This window comes from Amycolatopsis sp. NPDC050768, from assembly GCF_040654155.1.
Lineage (GTDB): Bacteria > Actinomycetota > Actinomycetes > Mycobacteriales > Pseudonocardiaceae > Amycolatopsis.
In genome coordinates this window covers 429674-453983 of record NZ_JBFAHL010000007.1, presented here as the reverse complement: position 1 = coordinate 453983, position 24310 = coordinate 429674, and the positions used below count along the sequence as shown (strand labels likewise).

The window sequence follows — 24310 nt, the reverse complement described above, 5'->3', positions numbered from 1 at the left end:
GCACCACCCGGAAGGATTCACCGGTGTCTGACAGCCCCGACGCCGTTGTCGGCGAGACGAACGACCGGAGCGCGGGCGGCCTCGGCCTCCCCGCCTCGGCCAACCTCGGCAACCGCCCGGCCGCGCCCACGAGCAACCGCGACTGGTGGCCGAACCGGCTCGACCTGGGCATCCTCCGGAAACACCCCGCCGCGGCCGGCCCCTTCGGGCGGGACTTCGACTACGCCGCCGAGTTCCGGACCCTCGACCTCGGCGCCCTGGCGAACGACGTCGACGAGGTGCTGACGACCTCGCAGGAGTGGTGGCCCGCCGACTTCGGCCACTACGGCCCGCTCGTGATCCGGATGGTCTGGCACTGTGCCGGGACGTACCGCATCGACGACGGCCGGGGCGGCGCGGCGACGGGCATGCAGCGCTTCGCCCCGCAGAACAGCTGGCCGGACAACCGCAACCTCGACAAGGCACGCCGGCTGCTCTGGCCGGTGAAGAAGAAGTACGGGCGCAAGATCTCCTGGGCCGACCTGATGGTCTTCGCCGGCAACCGCGCCCTGGAGACGATGGGCTTCGCCACCTTCGGCTTCGCCGGCGGCCGGGCGGACGTCTGGGAGTCCGACGACGACGTGTACTGGGGTCCCGAGCACGTCTGGCTGGGCGACGAGCGGCACGGCGGCGTCCGGGAGCTGGAGAACCCGCTCGCGGCCGCCCAGATGGGCCTGATCTACGTCAATCCGGAGGGGCCCCACACCGTCCCGGACCCGCTCACCGCCGCGCGCGACATCCGCGAGACGTTCCGCCGAATGGCGATGAACGACGAGGAGACCGTCGCGCTGATCGCGGGCGGGCACACGTTCGGCAAGACCCACGGTGCCGCCGAGCCGGACACCTACCTCGGCCCCGAACCCGAAAGCGCGGCCGTGGAGGAGCAGGGCCTGGGCTGGAGGAGCGGTTACGGCACCGGCAAAGGCGCGGACACCATCTCCAGCGGGCTCGAGGGCACGTGGACCCCCACCCCGACGAGGTGGGACAACAGCTTCTTCGAAACCCTGTTCGGCTACGAGTGGGACCTGGAGCTGAGCCCCGCCGGTCTGTGGCAGTGGATCCCGCGAGGCGGCGGCGGAACCGGCACCGTGCCCGACGCCCACGACCCGGAGAAAACGCACGCCCCGACGATCCTGACGACGGACCTGGCGCTGCGGACGGACCCGGTCTACGAGCCGATCGCCCGGCGTTTCCTGGAAAACCCGGACCTGCTCGCGGACGCGTTCGCCCGGGCGTGGTTCAAGCTGACGCACCTCGACCTGGGCCCGATCCAGCGCTACCTCGGGCCGCTGGTCCCGCGCGAGACCTTGCTCTGGCAAGACCCGATTCCCGCGGTGGACCACGAACTCGTCTCCGCGGCGGACATCACGGCGCTCAAGAGCGAGATCCTCGCCTCCGGGCTGTCGGTCTCCGAGCTCGTCTCCACGGCCTGGGCGTCGGCCTCGACGTTCCGCGTCAGCGACAAGCGGGGCGGGGCGAACGGGGCGCGCATCCGCCTCGAACCGCAGCGGAGCTGGCCGGTCAACGAGCCCGACCGGCTGGCACGGGTGCTGCGCTCCCTGGAGGAGATCCGGCAGTCGTTCACCGAATCCCGAAACGGGGCCAAGAAGATCTCGCTCGCCGACCTCGTCGTGCTCGGCGGGGCCGCCGCCGTCGAGCGGGCCGCCGGAAACGCGGGCCACGACGTCGAAGTCCCGTTCACCCCGGGCCGGATGGACGCGACGCAGGAGTGGACCGACGTGGAGTCCTTCGCCGCGCTCGAACCGGCTGCGGACGGGTTCCGCAACCACCGGGGCAACGGCGGCCGGCTCACGCCGGAGCACCAGCTCGTCGACCGGGCGAACCTGCTGAGCCTGAGCGCGCCGGAGATGACGGTTCTCGTGGGCGGTCTGCGGGTCCTCGGGGCGAACCACCGGCAGTCGCCGCTGGGCGTTTTCACGTCCCGGCCCGGGTCGCTGACCAACGACTTCTTCGTGAACCTCCTCGACGCGGGGGTGGCGTGGCAGCCGAGGCCGGGGTCCGGTTCGCTCGCGGACTGCTTCGAGGGCCGCGACCGGACCACCGGCGAGGTCAGGTGGACCGCGAGCCGCGTCGACCTCGTGTTCGGTTCGAACTCCGAGCTGCGGGCGCTCGCGGAGGTCTACGCGAGCGACGACGCGGGGGCGCACTTCGTGCGTGACTTCGTTGCGGCGTGGGACAAAGTCATGAATCTCGACCGGTACGACCTTCGGTCGTGATCGGGGCGCGTCCTCGGCCGGCCGAGTTTTTCACCGGGCGCCACCGGCCGCACCCGGGACGGGTTTCGGATGATCCGCCCCTTGCCCAACGGAGCCGAACCGGGTGCGAACGGTGGTCGATTCGAGGTGAACGGTGCGGGCCGGTCCACCCACCCCGCGTGCTTGTCGGCGTGTTTTCTCCGGCGTAGCGTGCCTATTGAGCACCGATTTTGAGTCGGACGTCGGACGACGCGGGAAAATTGATCGGATTTCGCAGAATTTCCGTGCGGAAATGCGCATCCCCGCGCCCGAGCACCTTCGATGCGACCGATGCGAAGTCGGCACGACGATCGGGATGAGGAAGGTGAAGGCCGATGACAACAGCGCCGGAGCGAACCGACTTGCTCAAAGAGCTCGGGCTGGACGTGCAGAACCACGCAACACTGGGTCGCGTGCTGGGCACCGGAAAGATCGGGCGGGCCAGCGAAGGATCGGATGGCCGTATGCAGGCCACCATTCGCATCAACGAGGACGAGCTGATGTGGGATCCCTCCATTCTCGTGATGCCCCACGGAGGGGATATCGACCTCGAACTCGTCAACGACGACAAGAACACCCACTGCGCGCTCCTGCCGAGCAATGGCGACCGGAAATTCATTTGGCTGGTGAATCATTCGCGTGGCCGGGCGACGCTCAACCTCGACGGCCCGGGCTACTACTGGTACAGCTCGCCCACCGGCAACGACGAGGGCCGGGGGCTGACCGGGGCCATCGTCGTCCTGGGCGACGCGCCGCCGGAGGCTCGTCTGGACCGACCCGACCAGCCGCAGCCGTAGGGAGGAGGAGACCATGACGACGTCTGAAGACTATGTCGACGCGGGTGAGGCCATCGACCAGGGAAACCTGAGTGGCAAGATGCCGGGCGGAGAGATCGCTCCGCCGGTGACGGCCGCGGTGACCTACGAGCGCATCCTCAACGCGCGCAACGAACCGCATAACTGGCTGACCTACTACGGCGCCTACGACGGGCAGCGCTACAGCCCGCTGGACCAGATCAACACGGAGAACGTCAAGCGGCTCGTCCCCGCGTGGGTGTTCCAGGCCGGGACGACCGGCCTGATCGCGGGCGCGTCGACCTACTCGTTCGAGGCCGCTCCCATCGTCGTCGACGGGATCATGTTCCTGACCGGCTGGGACGGCTGGATCTGGGCCCTGGACGCGAAAACGGGGGTGGAGATCTGGCGGTACAAGCACGCCGTGCCGTTCGACGTGTCGCTGTGCTGCGGGAACGTCAACCGCGGCTGCGCGGTGGCGCAGGGCAAGGTCTTCTTCGTCACGGCGAACGCCCGCCTCATCGCGCTCGACGCGACCAACGGGAAAATGGTCTGGGCCAAGACGTACGGCGACGTGCGGGCCGGTGAGAGCGCCACCGTCGCGCCGCTGATCGTGAAGAACATGGTCATCGTGGGCAGTTCCGGCGGCGAGTTCGGCGTGCGCGGTCACCTGGACGCGTTCGACCTCGAATCCGGCGAGCACCAGTGGCGCTGCTACATGGTGCCGAAGCCCGGAGAACCCGGCTCGGAGACCTGGCCCGCCGACGGCGAGGCCTGGGCGCGCGGCGGCGCGAACTGCTGGGTCACCAGCACGTTCGACCCCGAGACCAACCTGCTCTACGTGGGCACCGGCAACCCGGCTCCCGACTTCGACGGCGAGGTCCGGGAAGGCGACAACCTCTACACCGACAGCATCGTCGCCGTCGACGCGGACAGCGGGCAGATCCGCTGGCACCACCAGTGCACGCCGCACGACCTGTGGGACTACGACAGCATCGCCGAGAACATCCTGTTCGAGAAGGACGGCCGCAAGCTGCTCGGGCACTTCGACAAGAACGGCTACTTCTACGTCGTCGATCGCACCGATGGTGAGCTGGTGTCGGTCACGCCGTTCGTGGACCGCATCACGTGGGGCGCGGTCACGCGGGACGGCCGGGTCACCGCCAAGCTGTACCCGGAGAAGGAGGGCGAACCGGTTCACTTCTACCCGGGTCCGGCCGGCGCCAAGGAGTGGACGCACGCGTCCTACAGTCCGAAGACCGAGCTCTTCTACGTCCCGGTCCAGGACACGGGGGCCACGGCCACCCGGCGCCGCCGGGAGTTCAAGGAGAGCATCCCCTATTGGGGCGCCGGGGTTCAGGTGGACGCCGAGGACATGGCCGGATCGATCAGCGCGTTCGACGGCAACGGCGAGGAGAAGTGGCGCTGGCGCAACGAACTCCCGATGTGCGCCTCGACGCTGGCCACCGGTGGCGACCTGGTGTTCGCCGGCGAGGCCACCGGCGAGTTCAACGCGCTCGACGCGCGCTCCGGGGAGCTGCTCTGGCAGTTCCAGTGCGGAAGCGGCCACCACAGCAACCCGACCACATACACGGTCGAAGGGCGGCAGTACATCGCCGTGCCGGTCGGCTGGGGCGGGTGGGCCGAGGGGTTCCTCCCCGGCATGCTGGGTGCGGGGCACGGAAGCGCCCTGTTCGTCTTCGCTCTCCCGGAACCCGCGTGACGCTCGAGAAGAACCCGCCGAGAACCGGGCAAAGGAGGTGAGTCCATGGAGTCTCGACTCGATGTGTGGGAGACGCCCGAGTTCGACGAGATCGGAGTCGCGCCCGAGGTGACCATGTACATCGCTCAGCTGGACGACTAGAGGACGTGGGTGGCGCCGGGCTTCGGCCCGGCGCCCTCCGCCCGCTCGGACGACCACGGACGGAGTGCCGGGATGTGGCTGCGGGTGCTGGGCTCGGCTGCGGGAGGCGGCTCCCCGCAGTGGAACTGCGGCTGCCCGGTCTGCACCGCCGTCCGGTCCGGGACCGGGCACGCGCGCACCCAGTCCTCGGTCGCGGTGAGCGCCGAGGGCCGATCCTGGTTCCTGATCAACGCCTCCCCCGACGTCCGCACCCAGATCGAGGCGTTCCCAGGGCTGCGGCCACACGACGGTGATCGCGCGTCGCCGCTGGAAGCGGTGCTGCTCACCGATGCCGAACTGGACCACACCCTCGGCTTGCTGTTGCTGCGCGAGGCCCGCGGTCTGCGGCTGCACGCCACGCCGGCGGTGCATAAGACGTTGCGCGACGGCTCGGGGGTGCTCCGCACGCTCGAGCTCTACTGCCCGGTCGAATGGCGGGCGGTGGTCCCCGGGGCCGACGTGCCGCTGGCCGACGGGCTGTCGTGCCGCGCGTTCGACGTGCCCACCGCCAAGCGGGACCGGTTCGGACCCGGGGCGGACCACGGTCGTGTGGTGGGCTACCGGCTGACCGACGACCGCAGCGGAGGACGTCTGGTCTACCTGCCGGGGATGCAGGCGCTGACGCCGGAGCTGTGTGCGGAGATCGCGGGCTGCGAATGCCTGCTGATCGACGGAACCTGCTGGCGTGACGACGAACTGGTACGGCTCGGCCTGGCCGGCAAGACGTCGCGCGAGATGGGCCACCTGCCCCTCGACGGCCCGGACGGCACGCTGGCCCGGCTCCCGTCGCTGAACGTCGGGCGGGTGATCTTCGTGCACATGAACAACACCAATCCCATCCTGCTGGAAGACACGGCCGAGCGGCACCTCGTGGAGGCCGCCGGCATGGAGGTGGCCGTGGACGGACTCGAGGTCGAGGTGTAAAGCATGACAACGACAACCGGGACCACCGCCGCGACGACCGACGAGTTCGTCGAGACGTTGCGGGCCCACTCGCGCCGGTACCACGACCAGCACCCGTTCCACGTCCGCATGAACGCCGGCCGGCTGAGCCGCGGACAGATCCGGGGCTGGGTGGCCAACCGGTTCTACTACCAGGAGAACATCCCCCGCAAAGACGCGGCGATCCTCTCCGGCTGTCCCGACCTGGAAGTCCGCCGCCGGTGGATCCGCCGGATCGTCGACCACGACGGCCGCCACCCCGGGGAGGGCGGCATCGAGGCGTGGCTGCGCCTCGGCGAGGCCGCCGGCCTCACCCGCGAGGAAGTCCTGGACCACCGGCACCTGGTCCCGGGGGTGCGGTTCGCGGTCGACGCCTACGTGAACTTCACCCGGACCCGCCCGTGGGTGGAGGCGGTCGCGTCGTCGCTGACCGAGCTGTTCGCCCCCGACCTGATGGCGGAGCGGCTGGCCGCGTTCGAGCGGTGGTACCCGTGGATCGACCCCGAGGGCCTCGCCTACTTCCGCGCCCGCCTCGAGCAGGCTCCGCGCGACTGCGAGCACGCCCTCGAAGTGGTCACCGCACACTGCCGGTCCGCCGAGTCCCAGGCCCGCGCCGTCGACGCGCTGTCGTTCAAGTGCGATGTCCTGTGGAGCCTGATGGACGCGATCGATCGAACCTACCCGGAGTGAGCCCCATGGACTCGACGACCCGCAGCGAAGTGTCCACATCGGACCGACCACGACTGGCGCGCCACGTCCGGTTGGCGTTCAACCCCGCCCGCCGGCAGCACGTCCTGCAGCTGCCCGAGACCGTGGTGGTGCTGAACCGCAGCGGCGCGGCCATCCTCGAGCTGTGCGACGGGCAGCGCACCGTGGCCGAGATCGTGGCCGAGCTGGGTGAGCGGTACGAGAACGTCCCCGAGGACGAGGTGCAGCGGTTCCTGACCCGGCTCGTCGCCCGGCGCTGTGTGGAGCCGGCCGATGGATAACCCCTTCGGACTGCTGGCCGAGCTGACCTACCGCTGCCCGCTGGCCTGCTCGTACTGCTCCAACCCGCTGAACCTGGCCGACTACACCGACGAGCTGACCACCGACGAGTGGCGGCGGGTGCTGCTCGAAGCCCGGGACCTCGGGGTTCTGCAGTGTCACCTGTCCGGCGGGGAACCGCTGCTGCGGCGCGACCTGGTGGAGATCGTGGCGGAAGCCCACGAGCTCGGCCTCTACACCAACCTCGTGACCAGCGCCCTCGGGCTCTCGCGGCCGAGAGCGGAGCAGCTGCGGGCAGCCGGTCTGGACCACGTGCAGATCAGCGTCCAGGCCGATGAACCCGCGGTGTCCGACCGCATCGCCGGGACCCCGTCCTTCGGGCGCAAGATCGAGGCCATGGGCGTGGTCAAGGAGCTGGGGTGGCCGCTCACCGTGAACGTGGTGCTGCACCGGCAGAACATCGACCGCGTCGCCGACGTGCTCGGGCTGGCCGAGCAGGTGGGCGCCGATCGGGTGGAGCTGGCCAACACCCAGTACTACGGCTGGGCGTTGCGCAACCGGGCCGCACTGCTGCCGACCCGGGACCAGCTCGACGCGGCCGAGCTCGTCGTGCGGGCCGCCCGCGAGCGGCTGCGGGACCGCATGGACGTCATCTACGTCCTGCCCGACTACTACAGCCGCTACCCGAAGCCGTGCATGGGCGGATGGGCGTCCCGGCAGCTGACCGTGACACCGAACGGCGACGTCCTGCCATGCCCGGCCGCCCAGTCCCTGCCGTTGCCGCGGGCGAACGTGCGGGAGGACCCGTTGGAGCGGATCTGGGCCGAGGCCCCGGTGATGACCGCGTTCCGGGGGACGGACTGGATGCCGGATCCCTGCCGCAGCTGCGATCGGCGGGAGCTCGACTTCGGCGGGTGCCGCTGCCAGGCGTTCCAGCTCACGGGCGACGCGGCACGCACCGACCCGGTCTGCCACCTCTCGCCCGACCACCATCTCGTGGCCCGGGTGGTCGAGACCGCGAACGCCGATTCGCGGACCGATCTTCCGTTGATCCCCCGTCCGCACCGCGCCGGGCATTCCAGCGTGTGACGCTCAATCCGTTTCGATCGGTGCTCCGCCGAACACGGCGAAGCTGACGGCCCAGTAGGCGATGTAGAGCGCGAGCAGCACGAACCCGTGCCAGCGCTTGAGCCGGCGAGTGTAGAGGAAGTACGCCGCGAGCGCGGTCATGCCGACGAGGACCGGGAGGTGCCAGGAGAGCACGTTCTCGTCGACGTCGATGCTGCCGCCGGCGAGCAGGACAATGCCGAGCTTCGCGGTCACGCCGAAGACCACGCTGCCGATGACGTTCCCGACACCGAGCTCGGGCGCGCCTTTGCGGGTGGGTTCGACGGTCAGGAAAATGTCCTCGAGGGTGAGCACGAGCGTGGCGATCGTCGCACCGAAGAGGGCACCCTGGATGTGGTAGTCCTCCAGGATGCCCTTGGTGCCGTAGCTGGTGATGGCGGCGCCGGCGACGAGGCCCACCAGCGCGAGCACGGCCAGTGCGATCGCGACCCAGCCGGGGATCGGGCGCTCTTTGTTGAAGGGCATCGTCACGACGAACGGGGGCTTGTCGGTGGGCACGTCGAAGGGGTCTTGCGTCGAGGTGCTTGGGGTTGTGCTTCCGGTGGAGCCCGCCCCGACCTCCAGCTTCTCGAGGATCTCCGCATTGCGGAAGACCGGCGTGCTCCGCTTGAGCTCCCGGGTGGCCACGTACCCGATGAAGAGCACGAACAGCAGCACGAGCACCACGCCGTAGATCGGGGTGAGAGGCGCGAAGACGATGAAGGGAATCAGCACGAGCGGCGCGGCGGCGAACAACGCGAGGTACGGGCGCGGAATGTTCACCTTCGTCGGCGAAACGATCGCGGCGAGGGCCAGCACTATTCCGATCATCGAGATCGCCGTGCCGAATACGGTCCCGAGAGCGACGTCACCGAGATCTTCGACGTTCAGCGCCACTCCGAGCGCGACGTCGTCGAATTCGATTCCGGTGAAGACGATCGCGAGCAAGAACACGGAGACGCGCAGGCCGGCCGCCGCACCGACGACGTAGGTGATCAGCTTCTCCGCGCTGTAGATCAGCAACGCCGCACCGGCGACGAAAATGAGTATCGACATAGTACCGGCAGTCCTTTCCGAAGGGGCCGAAAAGGTCAGTGCTCGGGTCGACCGACAGCCGGTCACTGCCCCAGGCATCCGATCGTCGCAGGTCGCCGTCGATTCGGCTACGCTGACTCACCCACGTGAAATTGTGGCGAACAATTTGCCCGTTCAGCGGTGGAATTCGCCGGTTTCCCCTGTGGCAGCGCGCATTGTCGGCGGTGCCGCCAGGACAAGCGTTCGCGGGTGGCAGGATGCGGCCCATGCGAGTGACACGCTACGACGCGGCCCAGGAGGTTCGGGGGCGGGTGGACACGAACACCGTGGCCCGGCTGGACGAGGTCGGCGGGCTCGCCGAGGTGCTCGCCGCGCTCGGGCAGTTGCGCCGCGAAGACCCGACCGCGCGGATGCTGTGCACGCTCGACGATGTCGACCAGTGCTTGCACACGAGCGTGCACGCGACGGAAGACGATCGGCTCTGGTTCGACGACGGCACCGACGACGAGGACCCTGCCGTGCGGCGGAAGGTGGACGACGCGCGGGTGGCGCACGTCGCCGCCGCCCTCGAGGATCCCGGGTCGAGGGTGGAGTGGGAGCAACTGCCGGGGCAGCGCGTGGGCGGCAAGGTCGACGTCGCGGCGCTCGGTCGCGGTGAACCGGAAGCCGGACGGGTTCCTGGACGACGTCGTGCTCGTGCAGCGGGGCCGGTGGGCCGCGACGACCTGGTCATCGCGGGGATCCCGAACGGCTACGGGCCTCCGCCCCGTCGACCGAGGAGGCGCGGGCGGTCGTCGCCGATCTGACGCACCTCTACGGCGCGCCCGGCGTGGCCGCGTGGGACGAGCTGGCCGGACTGCTGCCCGAGCGCCGCCTGCTGCTGCTCGGCTACACGGAGAACTTCCCCGATATGGTCGGCTAGCTCGTCTGAACCGCCGCACGCGCTCGGGCCCGTGGGCGAACCGTGAAGCCGCTCGGCTTGAGCGTCAACGACTCGGCGATCTTCAGCTCGTACGCCGGATCAGCCTCGAAGTCGTAGCGCTGCAACACCATTCCCAACGCGAGCACCGCCTCGTGCAGCGCGAACTGCCGGCCGATGCACGCGCGTTCCCCCGTGCCGAAGGGTTTGTAGGCCTGCGCCGGGCGTTTCTTCACCGCGGCCGGCTCGAAGCGGTCCGGGTCGAACTTCTCCGGGTCCGGTCCCCACACCGCCGGGTCGCGGTGGACCAGCGGCAGGGGCACGATCACCCAGTCGCCCTTGCGCATCCGGTACTTCCCGCCGAGCAGCACGTCTTCGCGGGCCTCGCGTGAGTAGCCGGGAGCGGTCGGCCACAGCCGCATGGCCTCGTCGAGCACGCGGCGCACGTAACGCAGCTTCGCGACGTCGCTGAACCCCGGCTCTCGATCGCCCCACACCGCGTCGACCTCGGCGCGCGCCTTCGCCAGCACGTCGGGGTTGCGCGTGAAGTAGTACAGCGCGAACGACAGCGCGCCGGAGGTCGTCTCGTGGCCCGCGACGACGAACGTGATGGCCTGGTTGCGGATGTTCACCGGGTCGAGGCGCTCGCCCGTCATCGGGTGGCCTTCGGTGAGCATGAGGCCGAGCAGGTCGCGGCTCTCGCCACCTTCGCGGCGCCGGGCCTCGATGACCTCGTCGACGAGGTTGTTCATCGTCGCGATGTCGGCCTGGTTCTGCGCGGGCGACCCGGCGAACGCGCGTCGCACGAACGGGAGCTTCACGTTCTGCAGCTGTGCGAACCTCAGCGCGCGGATCATCGCCGTGACGAACGGGTGCGGCTCGGCGCGCTCGAACGAGCCGAACCGGTAACCGAAGCCGGCGCGCCCGATCGTCTCCAAGGTCAGACGGGTCATGTCGGCGGCGACGTCGACCGGGCCGCTCGCGCGGTCCCACGCGTGCGTGAGCTCGTGCGCGACCTCCAGCATCACCGGGTGGTAGCGGCGCATGGCCTCGGCGGAGAACGCCGGCTGCAGGATGTCGTGGGCCAGCCGCCAGTTCGGTTCGTGCGTGTGGGCGGTGAACAGCCCGTCGCCCGCCACCGCGCGCAGGTTCTCGATGCCGAGGCCGACGTGCTTGCCGAACTTCGTCTCGTCGTTGAGCTGTGTGACCACGTCGACGCCGCCGGCGAAGACGATCTCGAAGCCGAAGATCTTGCGCGTGAATATGGGCCCGACCTGCTGCCCGACGCGCAGGGTGTCCTGCAGCGGCGTGCGCGGGTTCGACCCGAGCAAGTCGCCGATCACCGGCAGTCGGCCCGGCCGGTGCGGAATCCCGGTGGTGTCCACGTTCGCTCCCCTATTGAACCCAGATCCAATAACGCCACGATCCCCCGCTACTGAACCCGTGTCAAGTAAGCTCGCGTGATGCGGACACGGCTGAGCACGCAGCAGCGGCGCGAGCAGCTCCTGGGCATCGGCGCCGGGCTGTTCGCGAACCGGCCGTACGAGAACGTGTGGATCGAGGAGGTCGCCGAGATCGCGCAGGTCTCGCGCGGCCTGCTGTACCACTACTTCCCCACGAAGAAGGACTTCTTCGCCGAGATCGTCCGCCGGCAGCGCGACCAGCTCCTGGCGATGAGCGAGCCCGACCCGGCGCTGCCGGTCAGCGAGCAGCTGAGCGCCGGACTGGACGTCTACCTCGAGTTCGCCCGCACGCACCCCGACGGCTACCGCATCGTGCACCGCTCCGCCGGCGACGCCGACCGCGAAATCAGGGAGATCCGCGAAGCCGGGATGGCCGCGAACACCGAACGCATCCTGGCCGCGCTCGCCCTCCTGAGGCCGGTCACCGAGACCACGCGGCTGGCCGTGCGCGGCTGGCTGGCCTTCGTCTCCACGCTGATCCTCGACTGGCTGGACCAGCCGAAGGTCACCCACGAGGAGCTGCGCGACATCTGCGTCCGGACACTCTTCGCGGCGGTCGACGTCACCGTGTGACGCTCGCGGTCAGTCCACAGTGGTCATGATCTCGTTCACCGGGTAGACCGGCCGTTCGCCCCGCACCACGCGCGCCACGTCGGCCAGCGCTTTCGCTTTGATCTCAGCGAAGGACTCCTCGGCACAAACCCGCGGAACGGGTCAGACCTCCTTCTGCTGACCGGTCAGGGTGATGTGGCCTTCAGCGCGGATCCGCTCGATCATGTGCGGGTAGTGCAGCTCGAACGCGGGGCGCTCGGACCGGATCCGGGGCAGCTCGGTGAAGTTGTGCCGCGGCGGCGGGCAGGACGTGGCCCATTCGAGGGAGTTGCCGTAGCCCCACGGGTCGTCGACCGTGACGATCTCGCCGTAGCGGTAGCTCTTGAACACGTTCCACAGGAACGGCAGCATCGAGGCGCCGAGGAGGTACGCGCTGATCGTCGACACGGTGTTGAGCACGGTGAAGCCGTCCGTGGACAGGTAGTCGGCGTAGCGGCGGGGCATGCCTTCGGCGCCGAGCCAGTGCTGGACCAGGAACGTGCCGTGGAAGCCGATGAACGTCGTCCAGAAGTGCCACTTGCCGAGCTTCTCGTCCATCATCCGGCCAGTGATCTTCGGGAACCAGAAGTAGATGCCGGCGAAGGTCGCGAACACGATCGTGCCGTAGAGGACGTAGTGGAAGTGCGCCACCACGAAATAGCTGTCCGACACGTGGAAGTCGATCGGCGGCGCGGCCAGCATCACGCCGGTGAGGCCGCCGAAGAGGAACGTGACGATGAAGCCCATCGAGAAGATCATCGGCGTCTCGAAGGACAGCTGGCCCTTCCACATCGTGCCGATCCAGTTGAAGAACTTCACTCCCGTGGGCACGGCGATGAGGAACGTCATGAAGGAGAAGAACGGCAGCAGCACCGCACCCGTCGCATACATGTGGTGCGCCCACACCGCGGCCGAGAGCGCCGAGATGGCGATGGTCGCGAAGATCAGGCCACGGTAGCCGAAGATCGGTTTCCGGCTGAACACCGGGAAGATCTCCGACACGATCCCGAAGAACGGCAGCGCGACGATGTACACCTCGGGATGGCCGAAGAACCAGAACAGGTGCTGCCACAGGATCACCCCGCCGTTGGCCGGGTCGAACACGTGCGCACCCAGGTGCCGGTCCGCCAGCAGCCCGAGCAACGCGGAGGTGAGGATCGGGAACGCGACCAGGATCAGGATGCTCGTGATGAGGATGTTCCAGGTGAAGATCGGCATCCGGAACATCGTCATGCCCGGCGCGCGCAGGCAGACCACCGTGGTGACCATGTTGACGGCGCCGAGGATGGTGCCAAGGCCACCCACCACCAGCCCGGAGATCCACAGGTCGGCACCGACCCCCGGCGAGTGGATCGCGTCCGACAGCGGCGTGTAGGCGAACCAGCCGAAGTCGGCCGCGCCACCGGGGGTCAGGAATCCGGAAAGGACGATCAGGCTCCCGAAGAGGAAAAGCCAGTAGGAGAAGGCGTTCAGCCGCGGGAACGCGACGTCGGGCGAGCCGATCTGCAGCGGCAGCACGAAGTTGGCGAACCCGAACACGACCGGCGTGGCGTAGAGCAGCAGCATCACCGTGCCGTGCATCGTGAAGAGCTGGTTGTACTGCTCCTGCGACAGGAACTGCAGCCCCGGGCGGGCCAGCTCCGTGCGCATCAGCATCGCCATCGCGCCGCCGATGAGGAAAAACCCCATCGAGGTCACGAGGTACATGACGCCGAGCTGCTTGTGGTCCGTCGTGCGCAGCAACCGGACGACCAGCGAACCCCGGGGCGCGTCGCGGCGCGGGTGCGCGCGGACCGTCACGGGAACGGGGGCCACGCGGGCGGGCGAATCAGTGCTCATGACAGGCTCCTGACCAGATCGTGGACCGACACGCGTTGTCCCGTGAAGAACGGCGTGTCGAGGCGGACGTGCATGCGGGCCTCGGTCGCGCGGAACTCGCGCATCAGATCGACGATCCGGTCCAGGCGATCCGCTTCCAGCGCGAGAATCCACTCGTAGTCGCCGAGGCCGAAGGCGGCGAGGGTGTTCGACAGGACGTCGGGGTAGTCGTGGGCCGCGGCCCCGTGGTCGGCGAGCATCCGGCGCCGTTCCGCCGCGGGCAGCAGGTACCACTCGTACGAGCGCACGAACGGGTACACGCAAGCGAACCGCGCCGGCGCCTTCGCCTCCAAGTAGGCCGGCAGGTGGCCGGGGTTGAACTCCGCGTCGCGGTGGGTCCCGGCCGAGCTCCAGACCGGCCGGGACGCGGCGCCCCACGTGGTCCTGCGCAACGCGAGGTAGGCCTCCTGCAGCGCCTCAGGGGAAGCCGCGTGCCACCAGATCATCCAGTCGGCGTCCGCGCGCATCCCGGACAGCAGGTAGACGCCTCGGACCGTGGCATCGCCGGCCAGCGCCTGCTCCACCTCCTGCGAGACGGCCGCGTGGTCACACCCCGACGCCGCCGGCCCGGCCGCGAAGACCGACCACATCGTGTAGGCCTGCTGGGGTTCGCGGGCGTTCATCGCGGCAGGACGGTGAACGCGACCGTCAGCACGAAGACCAGCGCGCACACCACCACCAGCGCCAAGGCGAACGGCCGCGGCCCGACGCCGGGCGGCCCGGCCACCTCGCGGCTCGGCTCTGGCATGAACTCGTCCATCACCACTCCTTTACGCACGCCTGACCGCCCGGATGGATAGTACGCTGATAATTAGCACACTAATCAACGGGGCGAGACATACCTCACGACCCTTTTTTGCCACCGAGCGTGAGCGGGCGACCCCGGTACGCCTTCATGCGTGGCAGGTGATGCGCCGGCGCCGGGCGGCTGGTGCTGTTCGCGGCAACGGCAGCGAGCGAAGGAGTCAGCCATGTCCGACGTCGAGGTCAAGCGCAAGGAGAAGCTGTCGCGCGAGGACGCCGCCCAGCGGCTCGCCGCGCTCGCCGCCGCACTGGCGGAAGGCGGCAAGGTGGAGCTCGCGCTCGGGGCCAGCACCGTGAAGGTCCACGTGCCCGACGAGGTGGAGATCGAGGTCGAGATCGAAATCGACGGCAGCGAGGTGGAGCTGGAAGTGGAGCTGAAGTGGGCGACCGGGAAACCCGCCCGTGCGGTGGCCACCAGGCGGACCGGCCGGCGATCCGCCGCGGCCGCGAAATGACTCCCGCGGCCGGCCGACACCGGTATCGGTGCCGGGCAGCCGTACCGGGTCGATACCGGCCAGCCGGTACGGACGCTACCGGCTGGCTGGTATCGACGTATTCCCGGCAGCACCGGGCCCGCAACGGCCGCTGGCGGCAATGTGCGCGGGCGGCGCCGCTGCGACGCTTGGCTTCATGAAATCGAACGAGCGGTCCGGGCGCTCCGAGCCCGAGGACCTCACCACGGTGACCGGGCATACCGGCACGTCGTACCTGTGCCCGGATCTGTCCGCGGTGGACCAGCACATCACCTTGCTGTACCAGGAAATCGAGCGCACTCCGCCCTCGAGCCGCCCCGAGGTCGAGCGGACCGTCTGGGCCGACATCGACCTCCTGCTCGACCGCCGGAAGTGGCTCGAGGTGACCACCCTTACCGCGGCGGGGTGACCTGACGGTCACCGTTGCCCTTCAGCTGACCGGCGGACCCGCCTCCGTCGTCTCGCCGGATCAGCCCGCCAGGCGCGGGAAGAGCACCTCCGCGTTGCCGCGGTCGATCGCGGCGGCCTCGCCTTCGGCGAAACGCGGGTACTGCTCCAGGTACCGGTTGTAAGTAGGAGCCGGCCCGTTCAGGAGCGAACGGCCAGTCGCTGCCATAAAGGACGTGCCCCGGTTCGGCGAACTCCAGCAGCGCCGGCAGCGCGCTGGGACTGGCCGAGAGGGCCGTGTCGAAGTAGAACCGCTTGAGTTCACGGATCACGTCGTCGGCGTCGCGTGTGGTGTCCACGACGGTCGACGTCAGCCCGGAGAACCGGTAGGCGGCGTACGGCAGGAACCCGCCGCCGTGCGAGAGGATCACGCGGACGTTCGGGAATCGGCCGAGCATGCCCGTGAGCACCAGGTTGAGCGCGGCTCGCGTGGTGTCGAAGACATAGTCCGCCAACGGCGCCGGCGTGCCGGCCAGCAGCGGCATCGGCGGCTGCGCCGGGTGGACGAACACGACGGCTCGCCGCCGGTCCAATTCCGTCCACAGCGGCGCAAAATCGGGGTCGCCGAGGTAGCGACCATCCACATTGGACATCAGCGCGACGCCGTCGCCACGCAGGGTGTCCAAGGCGTGCACGGCTTCCGCGACGGCCCCGCCGACGTCTGGCAACGGGATGCTGGCGAAGTGCCCGAAGCGGTCCGGGCGATCCTTGACGAGCTCGGCGCAGTACTCGTTCACCGCGCGAGACAGGGTGCGCGCCTCGGCATCGTCACCGAAGTGCGTGCCGGGCGCCGTGACGGACAGGACACCCGTGGCGATGCCCTGGCGATCCATCATCGCGACGGCGTCGCCGGCGCTCCAGCCGGGGATCGCCCAGCCACCGGAGTCGAGACCGCGCCCGGCGAGCACCTCCGCCACAGAGCGGCGGGACGACGTGCTGGTGGACGTCGATGCGGGCGGTCATGGCCTCACCTCTGTTAGCTTGCTAAGTATATTTGTTTAGTAAGCTAACAACCATGACGCCGAAGGACAAGCGTGTGATCGACGACGTGGAGGCCCTGGCCCAGGCCGCCGACCGGCTGTTCTACGCCATGCGCCGCTCCCGCACGGCCATCGGCAACCGCGCCGCCGGCGGCCTGTCGCTGGCCCAGCTCGCCCTGCTCGATCCCCTGGCCGAGGACGCCAACGCCGGCGGGCTGCCCGTCAGCCGGCTCGCCGCGGGCGCCGAAGTCAGCGTCCCGACCGCGACCCGCATGCTCCAGCAGCTCGAGGCCAAGGGCCTGATCACCCGGCACCGCTCCCCGGACGACGAGCGGAAGGTCCTCATCCGCCTCACCGCCGAAGGTTCGCACCGCCTCCTGACCCTGCGCACCGAGCTGCGCGCCCGGCAGTTCGAGGCGCTGTCGCGGTATTCGGCGCGCGAGCGGCGCGAACTGACCGCACAGCTGCACGGGCTGGCCGACGTCATCGGCGGGAGTATGGCCGATCCGTCGCGCTGAGCCGGTTGGGTGAAGACCACGAGGTGGGTTGGATGGAGCGCATGTCTGCCACTCCCGAGGTCACCAACGACTACGACAGTTTCGCCGAGGCTTACACGGCCGAGAACGAGACCAGCCTCATCAACGCCTACTACGCGCGGCCGGCGATCCTGGACTTGGCCGGGGACGTGGCCGGCCGGCGGATCCTCGACGCGGGCTGCGGGTCGGGCCCCGTGCTGGCCGCGCTGCGCGATCGCGGCGCCGACGTGACCGGCTTCGACGCCAGCGTCAAGATGATCGAGCTCGCCCGGCACCGGCTCGGCGCCGACGCGGACCTGCGGGTCTCCGACCTGAGCAAGCCGCTGCCGTATCCCGACTCGGAGTTCGACGACGTCATCGTGGCCTTGGTGCTGCACTACCTGGAGGACTGGTCCGCTCCCCTGGCCGAGCTGCGGCGCGTGCTGAAACCCGGCGGCCGCCTGATCCTGGCCGTCAACCACCCGATCATTCTCAAGCTGGTCCGCCCCGAGTCGAGCTACTTCGCGATCACCCAGTGGTCGGAGGAGTACGACTTCGCCGGCCAGAAGGCCACGCTCACGTACTGGCACCGGCCCCTGCACGCGATGACCGACGCCTTCACCGCGGCCGGCTTCCGGACGACCGTGATCAGTGAGCCGTACCCGGCGCCGGGCGCGCGCGAGCGGTTCCCCGAGGAGTTCGGGGACAAGCACGCGTTCTTGTGCTTCCTGTTCTTCGTCCTCGAGGCCGGCTGACTCACGAGCCGGGTGCCTTGTACTCGGCGAGGACCTCGTCCAGCGAGCCGCGCGCGCGGACGCGGCCCTCGTCCAGCCAGAGGGCCGTGGTGCACAGCTCGCGCAGCAGGTCGTCGGCATGGGAGGCGAACACCAGCGCGCCGGAGCGACGGGCGAGGTCGACCAGGCGGCCGCGAGCTTTGGCCAGGAAGGCCGCGTCGATCGCACCGAGGCCCTCGTCGAGGATGAGGATCTCGGGGTCGATGGTGGTCACCACGCCGAGCGCGAGCCGGACGCGCATGCCGGCGGAGTAGGTGCGCAGCGGCAGGTGGAGGTAGTCGCCGAGCTCAGTGAACTCCGCGATGTCGTCGAGCCGGCGCTCCATCTGCCTGCGGCTCATGCCGAGGAACAGCCCGCGGATCAGGATGTTCTCGCGGCCGGAGACCTCGGGGTCCAGGCCCACGCCGAGGTCGAACACCGGCGCGATCCGGCCGACGACGCGCGCGCTGCCGCGGGTCGGCTCGTAGATGCCCGACAGCAACCGCAGCAGCGTGGACTTGCCGGCGCCGTTGTGCCCGACCAGGCCGACGCGATCGCCGTCGCGCAGGGACAGCGTGATGTCCCGCAGCGCCTCGATGACCGGGACCTTCGCGCCGGTACCGATCTTGCCGCCGACCTTGCCGAGCACCTGCTTCTTCAGCGAGCGCGTCTTGGCGTCGAAGATCGGGAAGTCGACGGAGGCACCCGTCACCTCGATGCTCACCATGCCGCCGCTCCTCCTCGTCTCGAATGAGAATGGAAGTTATCATTCGCATTTGGGCGCCGACCGCGCGCCCCGGGGTGCGAGGTAACGTGCGGCCGGTGAGTCAGCGATCCGTCGAGCAGGGCTTCCGCCCGCCCCAGCAAGCTCGCAGCCGGGAGTCCCTGCAGAAGGTGCTGGCCGCGGCCGAGCACGTGCTCGCCGACGGGGGCATCGAGGAGTTCACCGTCGGCGCGGTCGCCGACCGGGCGGGGCTGTCGGTGGGGGCGATCTACCGCCGGTTCTCGGGCAAGGACCAGCTGCTCTACGCGGTGAAGGACGAGCTGCTCGGCCGCCTGGAGACCACCGTCGGCGACGCGCTCCGCTCGCCGGCGCCCGAGCTTCGCGGGACCGTCACCGCCTTCACCGAGGCCCTGGCGCAGACGTTCACCCGCCACGGCCGCGTCTTTCCCGAGCTCCTCGACGCTCAGCGCACCGAGGGCCGCGACCGCGGCCTCGAGGCGCTGGCCGCGATCCAGCGGACGTTCGTCGACGCCGCCGAACCCTGCCTTGCCGAGATCCGCCGCCCGGACCGCGCACTCGCCCTCCGGATGGCCGCGCGGACGATCATCGGCTCGTGCGTCCACCGCGCCGCCTCCGGCCGCTTCTGGCCGGACGACTTGACCTGGCGCACGTGGGCGACGGAGACGGCCGAGATCGCATTGGCTTACCTGACGTCGCCGGGAAATCCGGAGCCCGGCCGCGGTGAGTGAGTCCATTGCGGACATCACCGTCTCGGGCCGGCGACTGCGACCCGGCCCGGTTTTCGACACGTATTGGCGGTTTGCCGCCGCCCGCCAGGAGGTCTACTTCGCGCGGTTGCGGAACAGCGAGCGCGCGGCGAGTGATCCGATCCTCGCCGCCCACCGGTTCACGAACTGCTACCGCGCGGCGGACCGGGTGAGCCAGTTCGCCATCCACGACGTGGGCTATCAGGGCCCGCAAGAGGCGCGCGACGTGGTCTTCCGGATGGTGCTGTTCAAATTCTTCAACAAGATCGACACCTGGCGGCTTCTGGAGGCCGAGCTCGGACCGGTCACGTGGGCGTCGTGGCGGCCGGCGGCGGCGCGCGCGGTCCTCGACGCGGCCTGGCACGCCGGGCGCACGCTCTACTCCCCCGCCTACATCATCCCGCCGCCCCGGCTGGGCGGGACCCGCAAGCACCACGACCACCTGCTGCTCGCCGAGACCATGATCCGCGACGGCCTGGCCGAGAAGCTCCAGGACGCCCACGGCCTGGCGCGAGTGTTCGCGTTGCTGCGCGCCTATCCGGGCCTGGGGGATTTTCTGGCCTTCCAGTTCGCCATCGACCTCAATTACACGTGCGTGCTGGACTTCTCCGAGAACGACTTCGTCGTCGCCGGCCCGGGCGCGCGCGACGGCATCAGGAAATGCTTCGGCCCCGGCGCCCGCGGTATCGAAGACGCGGTGATCGCGTACATGACCGACACGCAGGAAGCCCATTTCACCCGGCTCGGACTGCGCTTCCCCTCCCTGGGTGGACGCCGCCTGCACCTCATCGACTGCCAGAACCTGTTCTGCGAAGTCGACAAATATGCCCGCGTCGCGCACCCGGACATCGCCGGCATCTCCGGGCGAACCCGGATCAAGCAGCAGTACCGCCGAAGCTGTGAACCGATGCCGGCGCCGTGGTTTCCCCCGAAGTGGGGCATCACTGCGGCCGTACGGGCGCAAGCTTCCGCCACGGTCGTCCCGAGATAGATTGCCCGCCATGACCGCCTGGCCGCCCGCCCCGATCAGAACCGAGCGGCTCGTGCTCCGTCAGTCCGAGGCGCCCGACCGCGCGACGATCATCGAGTTGTTCGCCTCGCCCGAGGTCTCGACCTTCCTCGGTGGCCCGCGCTCGCGGGACGAACTGGAGCGCACCGCGCCCGAAGTGCCCGGGCGGCGCTTCGGTTTCTTCGTCGTCGAGCTCGACGCGGCGATGATCGGCATGATCACGCTCGACCGGCGCGACGCGACGCGTCCGGGCCGGCTCCGGCCAGGCGCCGAGGCAACCGAGATCGGCTACCTGTTCCTGCCGCGGGCCTGGGGGTTCGGGTACGCCGCCGAGGCGGGTGCGGCGGTACTCGGCTGGTTCGCCGGGGCGCTGCCCGGCGAGCCGGTGGTGCTCTGCACCCAGACCGCCAACGAGCGCTCGATGCGGCTCGCGGCGAAGCTGGGGTTCACCGAGGTGGAGAAGTTCGAGGAGTTCGGCGCCGAACAGTGGTTCGGGGTGTGGAATTCGGCCGCCGAGTCCGGTTGAGTCCGCTGGTCGCCCCGGCCGATCAAGTGACCGTTCTTACCCCGAAAGCCGCCGACTCGGGTCCGCGCGGCGGCGTAACGTGATCATGGCCGGACGCCGCGCTCGGCCACTGTGGACAGACGGCATCGACTGCTGACAAGGGGAGCTCTCAGCCATGAAGCGCACAGACCTGCACCATCGCGAGAATCCGGACACCACGGGATCCCCGGCGCGGCTGACCCGCCGGTCCTTCGCGGGCATCGCCGCGCTGAGCGCCACCGGGCTCGCGCTCGCCGCACCGGGTTCGGCGAGCGCCGCCACGCGGCCCGCGCCGCGGCGGTCCGTCGTGCTCGTCCACGGCGCCTACGCCGACGGGTCGTGCTGGGCCGACGTGATCCAGCGCCTGCAAGCCGCCGGCATCACGGTCACGTCGGTGCAGAACCCGTTGACCTCGCTGGCCGACGATGTTGCCGCGACCCGGCGCGAGCTCGACCTGCAGAGCGGGCGGACCGTCCTGGTGGGCCACTCCTACGGCGGTTCGGTGATCAGCCAGGCCGGTGAGCACCCCGCCGTCGACTCGCTCGTCTACCTGTCCGCGCGGGCACCGATGGCCGGCGAAGACTACCCAGCGCTCACCGCGCGGTTCCCGGCCGCGCCGGCCGGCGCGGGTCTCGTGTACCAGAACGGTTTCGGCCACCTGACCGAAGACGCGTTCCTCAACGACTTCGCCAACGGCGTCCCCACCGCCAGGGCGCGGGTCCTCTACGCCGCGCAGGGCCGCGTCGCGCAGGATCTCTTCTCGACCAAAACCACCGCCGCCGCCTGGGAAACCAAGCCGAGCAGCTACGTGATCACCACCGCCGACCGCACGACCTCGCCCGAGCTCCAGCGTTTCGTCGCCGCCCGGATGAAGGCGCGCACGACGGTGATCAACTCGGGGCACCTGTCCTTCATCACGCACCCCGACACCGTCACCCGCGTCATCCTCGAGGCCGTGCACCGGGCCTGAACCTACGAGCGCTCGGCCGCGGCGCTCAGCGAGTCGGCGGCGGTCAGGAGGGACGCGCCGAGGGGCACCCCGTCCTTCAGAAGGGCCTCGCCGAGCACGGACAGCTGGGTCATCCGGTGGCCCGCGCGCCACGCTTCAGCCCGTACCGCATCACCGGCACCGCGGCCGCGGCCAGCACGGCCGGGGCACGCGGCTCGGTTGGACTCACCGCACAGCCTGGACCGCGCTCGCGATGAGCCGCAGCACGTCGTCGGGGTGGGACACCATCGCGACGTGGTTCGACGCGACCTCGACGGTCGTGGCCTTCATGCGCGCGGCGAACAGGCGCTGGGCCTCGGGCGGGATCGCCTGGTCGCCGTCGGCCACCAGGAACCACGCCGGGTGCGACTTCCACGCCGGGACGCCCATCACCTCGTCGAGGGCCGACAAGGCCAGCGGCTGCTGCACGGCGAACATGACCCGGGCCTTGACCGGGTCGACGTCGGCGGCGAAGTGGTTCACGAAGTCGTCCTCGGGCAGCCACGCGAAGCCCTGCTTGTCGACGTCGAGGTGCGCCAGCGCCGGGGTCACCGGCCCCTGCGCCAGCAGCTTGCCGATCGTCTCGCCCTCGTCCAGGCCGAACGCCGCGACGTAGACCAAGCCGACGACGTTCGGCGCGTCCGTCCCCAGAGCGGTGACGATCTGACCGCCGTACGAATGCCCGGCGACGACAGTCGGACCGTCCTGGCGGGCCAGCACCTGGCGCAGCCGCGCGACGTCGCCGGCCAGCGAGGTCTCCGGGAACTGCGGTGCGGTGACCCGGTAGCCGTCGGCCTGCAAGCGCTCGATCACCGCGCTCCAGCAGGAACCGTCGGCCCACGCGCCGTGGACGAGGACGATGTTCGGTCGCTGAGCCATGCTGGTTCCTCCCCGGGCAGCTGTTTCAGAGCCCTTGGAGACTGGCGTGGCGGGCGCCGTCGCCTCATCACCCTTCGCGAGTGAACCCTCGCGCGGGCCTAGCCACGCGGCCAGCACGTGGGCCACGACCACCGCGACGATCACCAGCGGCATCACGGCCAGCCCGTCGGACGAGAGCAGGAGCGTGGCGAGCAGGACGGACGTCAAAGGCAGCCGCAGCATGACCACGCACATCGCGCCGATCCCCATCGCCACCCCGGCGACGAGCGGCAGGCCAGGCAGGTGCGACAGCGCGATGCCGCCGGCCGCGCCGAGGAACATCGACGGGAAGATGGGCCCGCCGCGGAACGCCGACAGCGTCACGCCGTACGCGAGTCCCTTGCAGGCCAGCAGGAGCAGCAACGTCGGGACCGCGTACGCCGCGCTGTTCTCCAGGAGCGTCGGCAGCGCCGTCTCGCCGGAGAACAGGACGTCCGACAGGCTTCCGCCCGCGGCGGTGTAGGCGATCGCGAGGCCGGCGATCACGAGACCCGCCACGGGAGTCAGCAGCAGGACGTGGTTTTCGACGCGCGAGTGCAGCAGCAGCGACAGTCGGCGGATACCCGTGCCCAGCACCGCCGCGGCCGCGCCGATGCCGAGCGCCCAGCCGAACTGCGCGACGTCGGGGTGGGTGAACGGCGGCAGCTCGGGCAACGCCAGCGACGCCGGGCCCAGGCCGGTCAGCGAGTCGAGGCCGATGAAGAGCAACGTGCCGATCCCGGCGGCCAGCAGCCCCGGCAGCAGCACCAGCCCCATGGTCGCGCCGGCCAGCCCCGACGCCTCCATCAGCAGGAACGCGCCCAGGATCGGCGACCCGAGCAGCGCGCTGATGGCGGCGAAGCTCCCGGTCGCCGCCACCACCGCACCGACCTGCTTCGGCGCGTGCGGACGCGCGAGCCGGACCGCGCACACCCCGAGCCCGGCACCGAGCGCGATCAGCGGCGCCTCGGGCCCGAGGACGGCCCCCAGCCCGAGCGTCGCCAGCGCGGCGAGCAGCACGCCCGGCAGCTGGCTCGGCGTGGGCTGCTGGCCCGGCGTGAACCCGAAGACGGGCGAATGGCCGCCCCCACCGGGCAGATACCGCACCGCGACCGCGACCAGCAGACCACACAGAACCAACGGCGGCACCGGCCACCACAACGGCGGCCCGGCGAACCCGAGCGCGCGCGGCAGATCGGTGTAAACCCACTCTTGAAGCGCGCCGACCAGCTGGAGGAAGAAGTAGGCCGCGGCGGAGATGGGCACCCCGATGATCGCGGCGAGCACCAACAGGCGCAGGTAGGCGGGTGAGCGGAGCCGCGCTGCGAGGTCCGGCTGGCCAGCCTGGCCTCGTTGGCCCGGCCGCTCCGGCTGGCGCGGCTGGTCCGGCCCGTCCGCGGCGCCGCCGGCCGGCGTAGGTGTGGCGGTGTCCGCCATGCTCCGCCCTCCTCGTCGTCGGCCCTGCCGCGTCGGCGC

General features: G+C 70.0%; 26 protein-coding genes. 18 read left to right on the top strand and 8 right to left on the bottom strand.

Annotation, left to right across the window (positions count from 1 at the left end; all coding sequences use genetic code 11):
• Nucleotides 1-23 precede the first annotated feature (23 nt).
• From katG to pqqE, 8 genes are all read left to right on the top strand, one after another.
• Complete coding sequence (gene katG, locus AB0H62_RS23330; RefSeq protein WP_360588093.1) at nucleotides 24-2276, top strand: catalase/peroxidase HPI; 2253 nt, start codon at nucleotides 24-26, stop codon at nucleotides 2274-2276.
• Nucleotides 2277-2629: 353 nt separating this feature from the next.
• Entirely contained in the window at nucleotides 2630-3091 is a 462-nt protein-coding gene (locus tag AB0H62_RS23325; RefSeq protein WP_220239627.1) for an MSMEG_3727 family PQQ-associated protein, read from the top strand.
• Between the two features lie 13 nt (nucleotides 3092-3104).
• Complete coding sequence (locus AB0H62_RS23320) at nucleotides 3105-4811, top strand: PQQ-dependent dehydrogenase, methanol/ethanol family (RefSeq protein WP_360588090.1); 1707 nt, start codon at nucleotides 3105-3107, stop codon at nucleotides 4809-4811.
• Between the two features lie 45 nt (nucleotides 4812-4856).
• Entirely contained in the window at nucleotides 4857-4952 is a 96-nt protein-coding gene (gene pqqA, locus AB0H62_RS23315) for a pyrroloquinoline quinone precursor peptide PqqA (RefSeq protein ID WP_220239625.1), read from the top strand.
• Between the two features lie 72 nt (nucleotides 4953-5024).
• Nucleotides 5025-5915, top strand: a complete 891-nt coding sequence (gene pqqB / locus AB0H62_RS23310; protein WP_360588088.1) for a pyrroloquinoline quinone biosynthesis protein PqqB — start codon at nucleotides 5025-5027, stop codon at nucleotides 5913-5915.
• Nucleotides 5916-5918: 3 nt separating this feature from the next.
• Nucleotides 5919-6623: a pyrroloquinoline-quinone synthase PqqC gene (gene pqqC / locus AB0H62_RS23305; protein WP_220239624.1), complete on the top strand. Its 705-nt coding sequence runs from the start codon at nucleotides 5919-5921 to the stop codon at nucleotides 6621-6623.
• A 5-nt stretch (nucleotides 6624-6628) separates the two neighbouring features.
• Nucleotides 6629-6922 carry a pyrroloquinoline quinone biosynthesis peptide chaperone PqqD gene (pqqD, locus tag AB0H62_RS23300; RefSeq protein WP_220239623.1) on the top strand — a complete coding sequence of 98 codons (294 nt, stop codon included), beginning with the start codon at nucleotides 6629-6631 and terminating at the stop codon, nucleotides 6920-6922.
• On the top strand, nucleotides 6915-8009 hold the full coding sequence (gene pqqE / locus AB0H62_RS23295; protein WP_220239622.1) for a pyrroloquinoline quinone biosynthesis protein PqqE: 1095 nt from the start codon (nucleotides 6915-6917) through the stop codon (nucleotides 8007-8009). Before pqqD ends, pqqE begins: the two co-directional genes overlap by 8 nt.
• 3 nt (nucleotides 8010-8012) lie before the next feature.
• Here the strand turns inward: pqqE and AB0H62_RS23290 are convergent, their stop codons facing one another.
• Nucleotides 8013-9083: a sodium:proton exchanger gene (locus AB0H62_RS23290; protein WP_360588085.1), complete on the bottom strand. Its 1071-nt coding sequence runs from the start codon at nucleotides 9081-9083 to the stop codon at nucleotides 8013-8015.
• Between the two features lie 245 nt (nucleotides 9084-9328).
• Here AB0H62_RS23290 and AB0H62_RS23285 point away from each other — a divergent pair, with 245 nt between their 5' ends.
• On the top strand, nucleotides 9329-9868 hold the full coding sequence (locus AB0H62_RS23285) for a hypothetical protein (RefSeq protein WP_360588083.1): 540 nt from the start codon (nucleotides 9329-9331) through the stop codon (nucleotides 9866-9868).
• Nucleotides 9869-9980: 112 nt separating this feature from the next.
• On the opposite strand, the gene AB0H62_RS23280 is transcribed toward AB0H62_RS23285, so the two are convergent.
• The gene (locus AB0H62_RS23280; RefSeq protein WP_266118405.1) at nucleotides 9981-11366 is read right to left on the bottom strand and encodes a cytochrome P450; all 1386 of its coding nucleotides are present in this window, start codon (nucleotides 11364-11366) and stop codon (nucleotides 9981-9983) included.
• A 78-nt stretch (nucleotides 11367-11444) separates the two neighbouring features.
• Here AB0H62_RS23280 and AB0H62_RS23275 point away from each other — a divergent pair, with 78 nt between their 5' ends.
• Nucleotides 11445-12017 (top strand): TetR/AcrR family transcriptional regulator, encoded by a 573-nt coding sequence (locus tag AB0H62_RS23275; protein ID WP_220239619.1) that lies wholly within the window; start codon nucleotides 11445-11447, stop codon nucleotides 12015-12017.
• A 141-nt stretch (nucleotides 12018-12158) separates the two neighbouring features.
• Here the strand turns inward: AB0H62_RS23275 and ctaD are convergent, their stop codons facing one another.
• From ctaD to AB0H62_RS23260, 3 genes are read right to left on the bottom strand one after another with little or no spacing between them, the layout of a single operon-like run.
• The gene (ctaD, locus tag AB0H62_RS23270) at nucleotides 12159-13874 is read right to left on the bottom strand and encodes a cytochrome c oxidase subunit I (RefSeq protein WP_360588080.1); all 1716 of its coding nucleotides are present in this window, start codon (nucleotides 13872-13874) and stop codon (nucleotides 12159-12161) included.
• Nucleotides 13871-14536, bottom strand: a complete 666-nt coding sequence (gene hemQ / locus AB0H62_RS23265) for a hydrogen peroxide-dependent heme synthase (protein ID WP_360588078.1) — start codon at nucleotides 14534-14536, stop codon at nucleotides 13871-13873. The genes ctaD and hemQ overlap by 4 nt, the downstream gene beginning before the upstream one ends.
• Nucleotides 14533-14673 (bottom strand): hypothetical protein, encoded by a 141-nt coding sequence (locus AB0H62_RS23260; protein WP_220239617.1) that lies wholly within the window; start codon nucleotides 14671-14673, stop codon nucleotides 14533-14535. Before AB0H62_RS23260 ends, hemQ begins: the two co-directional genes overlap by 4 nt.
• A 211-nt stretch (nucleotides 14674-14884) precedes the next feature.
• Between AB0H62_RS23260 and AB0H62_RS23255 the strand changes: the two genes are divergently transcribed.
• The gene (locus AB0H62_RS23255; RefSeq protein WP_220239616.1) at nucleotides 14885-15172 is read left to right on the top strand and encodes an amphi-Trp domain-containing protein; all 288 of its coding nucleotides are present in this window, start codon (nucleotides 14885-14887) and stop codon (nucleotides 15170-15172) included.
• A gap of 175 nt (nucleotides 15173-15347) precedes the next feature.
• The gene (locus tag AB0H62_RS23250; RefSeq protein ID WP_360588075.1) at nucleotides 15348-15599 is read left to right on the top strand and encodes a hypothetical protein; all 252 of its coding nucleotides are present in this window, start codon (nucleotides 15348-15350) and stop codon (nucleotides 15597-15599) included.
• Here AB0H62_RS23250 and AB0H62_RS23245 read toward each other — a convergent pair.
• A complete protein-coding gene (locus tag AB0H62_RS23245) occupies nucleotides 15583-16554 on the bottom strand; it encodes an amidohydrolase family protein (RefSeq protein ID WP_360588073.1) in 972 nt (323 codons plus the stop codon). The two genes, AB0H62_RS23250 and AB0H62_RS23245, sit on opposite strands and share 17 nt — an antisense overlap.
• Nucleotides 16555-16652: 98 nt before the next feature.
• Between AB0H62_RS23245 and AB0H62_RS23240 the strand changes: the two genes are divergently transcribed.
• Nucleotides 16653-17135 carry a MarR family transcriptional regulator gene (locus AB0H62_RS23240; RefSeq protein WP_360588070.1) on the top strand — a complete coding sequence of 161 codons (483 nt, stop codon included), beginning with the start codon at nucleotides 16653-16655 and terminating at the stop codon, nucleotides 17133-17135.
• A gap of 41 nt (nucleotides 17136-17176) precedes the next feature.
• The gene (locus tag AB0H62_RS23235; RefSeq protein ID WP_360588175.1) at nucleotides 17177-17887 is read left to right on the top strand and encodes a class I SAM-dependent methyltransferase; all 711 of its coding nucleotides are present in this window, start codon (nucleotides 17177-17179) and stop codon (nucleotides 17885-17887) included.
• 1 nt (nucleotide 17888) lies between these two features.
• Here AB0H62_RS23235 and AB0H62_RS23230 read toward each other — a convergent pair whose 3' ends face one another.
• Nucleotides 17889-18632, bottom strand: coding sequence for an ABC transporter ATP-binding protein (locus AB0H62_RS23230; protein WP_360588068.1), 744 nt, complete (start codon nucleotides 18630-18632; stop codon nucleotides 17889-17891).
• Between the two features lie 95 nt (nucleotides 18633-18727).
• Between AB0H62_RS23230 and AB0H62_RS23225 the strand changes: the two genes are divergently transcribed.
• The 4 genes from AB0H62_RS23225 (at nucleotide 18728) to AB0H62_RS23210 (ending at nucleotide 21919) form a co-directional block, all read left to right on the top strand.
• On the top strand, nucleotides 18728-19378 hold the full coding sequence (locus AB0H62_RS23225; protein ID WP_220239612.1) for a TetR/AcrR family transcriptional regulator: 651 nt from the start codon (nucleotides 18728-18730) through the stop codon (nucleotides 19376-19378).
• Nucleotides 19371-20387 carry a nucleotide kinase domain-containing protein gene (locus tag AB0H62_RS23220; RefSeq protein ID WP_220239611.1) on the top strand — a complete coding sequence of 339 codons (1017 nt, stop codon included), beginning with the start codon at nucleotides 19371-19373 and terminating at the stop codon, nucleotides 20385-20387. Before AB0H62_RS23225 ends, AB0H62_RS23220 begins: the two co-directional genes overlap by 8 nt.
• A 10-nt stretch (nucleotides 20388-20397) precedes the next feature.
• Nucleotides 20398-20931 (top strand): GNAT family N-acetyltransferase, encoded by a 534-nt coding sequence (locus tag AB0H62_RS23215; RefSeq protein ID WP_220239610.1) that lies wholly within the window; start codon nucleotides 20398-20400, stop codon nucleotides 20929-20931.
• Nucleotides 20932-21085: 154 nt separating this feature from the next.
• Entirely contained in the window at nucleotides 21086-21919 is an 834-nt protein-coding gene (locus AB0H62_RS23210; RefSeq protein ID WP_360588065.1) for an alpha/beta hydrolase, read from the top strand.
• 204 nt (nucleotides 21920-22123) lie between these two features.
• Here the strand turns inward: AB0H62_RS23210 and AB0H62_RS23205 are convergent, their stop codons facing one another.
• Entirely contained in the window at nucleotides 22124-24271 is a 2148-nt protein-coding gene (locus AB0H62_RS23205) for an alpha/beta fold hydrolase (protein ID WP_220239608.1), read from the bottom strand.
• Between the last annotated feature and the right edge of the window lie 39 nt (nucleotides 24272-24310).

Bases quoted from the DNA above. Each gene is read 5' to 3' on its own strand.
- AB0H62_RS23325 (WP_220239627.1), top strand. From the start codon at position 2,630: ATGACAACAGCGCCGGAGCGAACCGACTTGCTCAAAGAGCTCGGGCTG.
- AB0H62_RS23320 (WP_360588090.1), top strand. From the start codon at position 3,105: ATGACGACGTCTGAAGACTATGTCGACGCGGGTGAGGCCATCGACCAG.
- pqqA (WP_220239625.1), top strand. From the start codon at position 4,857: ATGGAGTCTCGACTCGATGTGTGGGAGACGCCCGAGTTCGACGAGATC.
- pqqB (WP_360588088.1), top strand. From the start codon at position 5,025: ATGTGGCTGCGGGTGCTGGGCTCGGCTGCGGGAGGCGGCTCCCCGCAG.
- pqqC (WP_220239624.1), top strand. From the start codon at position 5,919: ATGACAACGACAACCGGGACCACCGCCGCGACGACCGACGAGTTCGTC.
- pqqD (WP_220239623.1), top strand. From the start codon at position 6,629: ATGGACTCGACGACCCGCAGCGAAGTGTCCACATCGGACCGACCACGA.
- pqqE (WP_220239622.1), top strand. From the start codon at position 6,915: ATGGATAACCCCTTCGGACTGCTGGCCGAGCTGACCTACCGCTGCCCG.
- AB0H62_RS23290 (WP_360588085.1), bottom strand. From the start codon at position 9,083: ATGTCGATACTCATTTTCGTCGCCGGTGCGGCGTTGCTGATCTACAGC.
- AB0H62_RS23285 (WP_360588083.1), top strand. From the start codon at position 9,329: ATGCGAGTGACACGCTACGACGCGGCCCAGGAGGTTCGGGGGCGGGTG.
- AB0H62_RS23275 (WP_220239619.1), top strand. From the start codon at position 11,445: ATGCGGACACGGCTGAGCACGCAGCAGCGGCGCGAGCAGCTCCTGGGC.
- ctaD (WP_360588080.1), bottom strand. From the start codon at position 13,874: ATGAGCACTGATTCGCCCGCCCGCGTGGCCCCCGTTCCCGTGACGGTC.
- hemQ (WP_360588078.1), bottom strand. From the start codon at position 14,536: ATGAACGCCCGCGAACCCCAGCAGGCCTACACGATGTGGTCGGTCTTC.
- AB0H62_RS23260 (WP_220239617.1), bottom strand. From the start codon at position 14,673: ATGGACGAGTTCATGCCAGAGCCGAGCCGCGAGGTGGCCGGGCCGCCC.
- AB0H62_RS23255 (WP_220239616.1), top strand. From the start codon at position 14,885: ATGTCCGACGTCGAGGTCAAGCGCAAGGAGAAGCTGTCGCGCGAGGAC.
- AB0H62_RS23250 (WP_360588075.1), top strand. From the start codon at position 15,348: ATGAAATCGAACGAGCGGTCCGGGCGCTCCGAGCCCGAGGACCTCACC.
- AB0H62_RS23240 (WP_360588070.1), top strand. From the start codon at position 16,653: ATGACGCCGAAGGACAAGCGTGTGATCGACGACGTGGAGGCCCTGGCC.
- AB0H62_RS23235 (WP_360588175.1), top strand. From the start codon at position 17,177: ATGTCTGCCACTCCCGAGGTCACCAACGACTACGACAGTTTCGCCGAG.
- AB0H62_RS23230 (WP_360588068.1), bottom strand. From the start codon at position 18,632: ATGGTGAGCATCGAGGTGACGGGTGCCTCCGTCGACTTCCCGATCTTC.
- AB0H62_RS23215 (WP_220239610.1), top strand. From the start codon at position 20,398: ATGACCGCCTGGCCGCCCGCCCCGATCAGAACCGAGCGGCTCGTGCTC.
- AB0H62_RS23210 (WP_360588065.1), top strand. From the start codon at position 21,086: ATGAAGCGCACAGACCTGCACCATCGCGAGAATCCGGACACCACGGGA.
- AB0H62_RS23205 (WP_220239608.1), bottom strand. From the start codon at position 24,271: ATGGCGGACACCGCCACACCTACGCCGGCCGGCGGCGCCGCGGACGGG.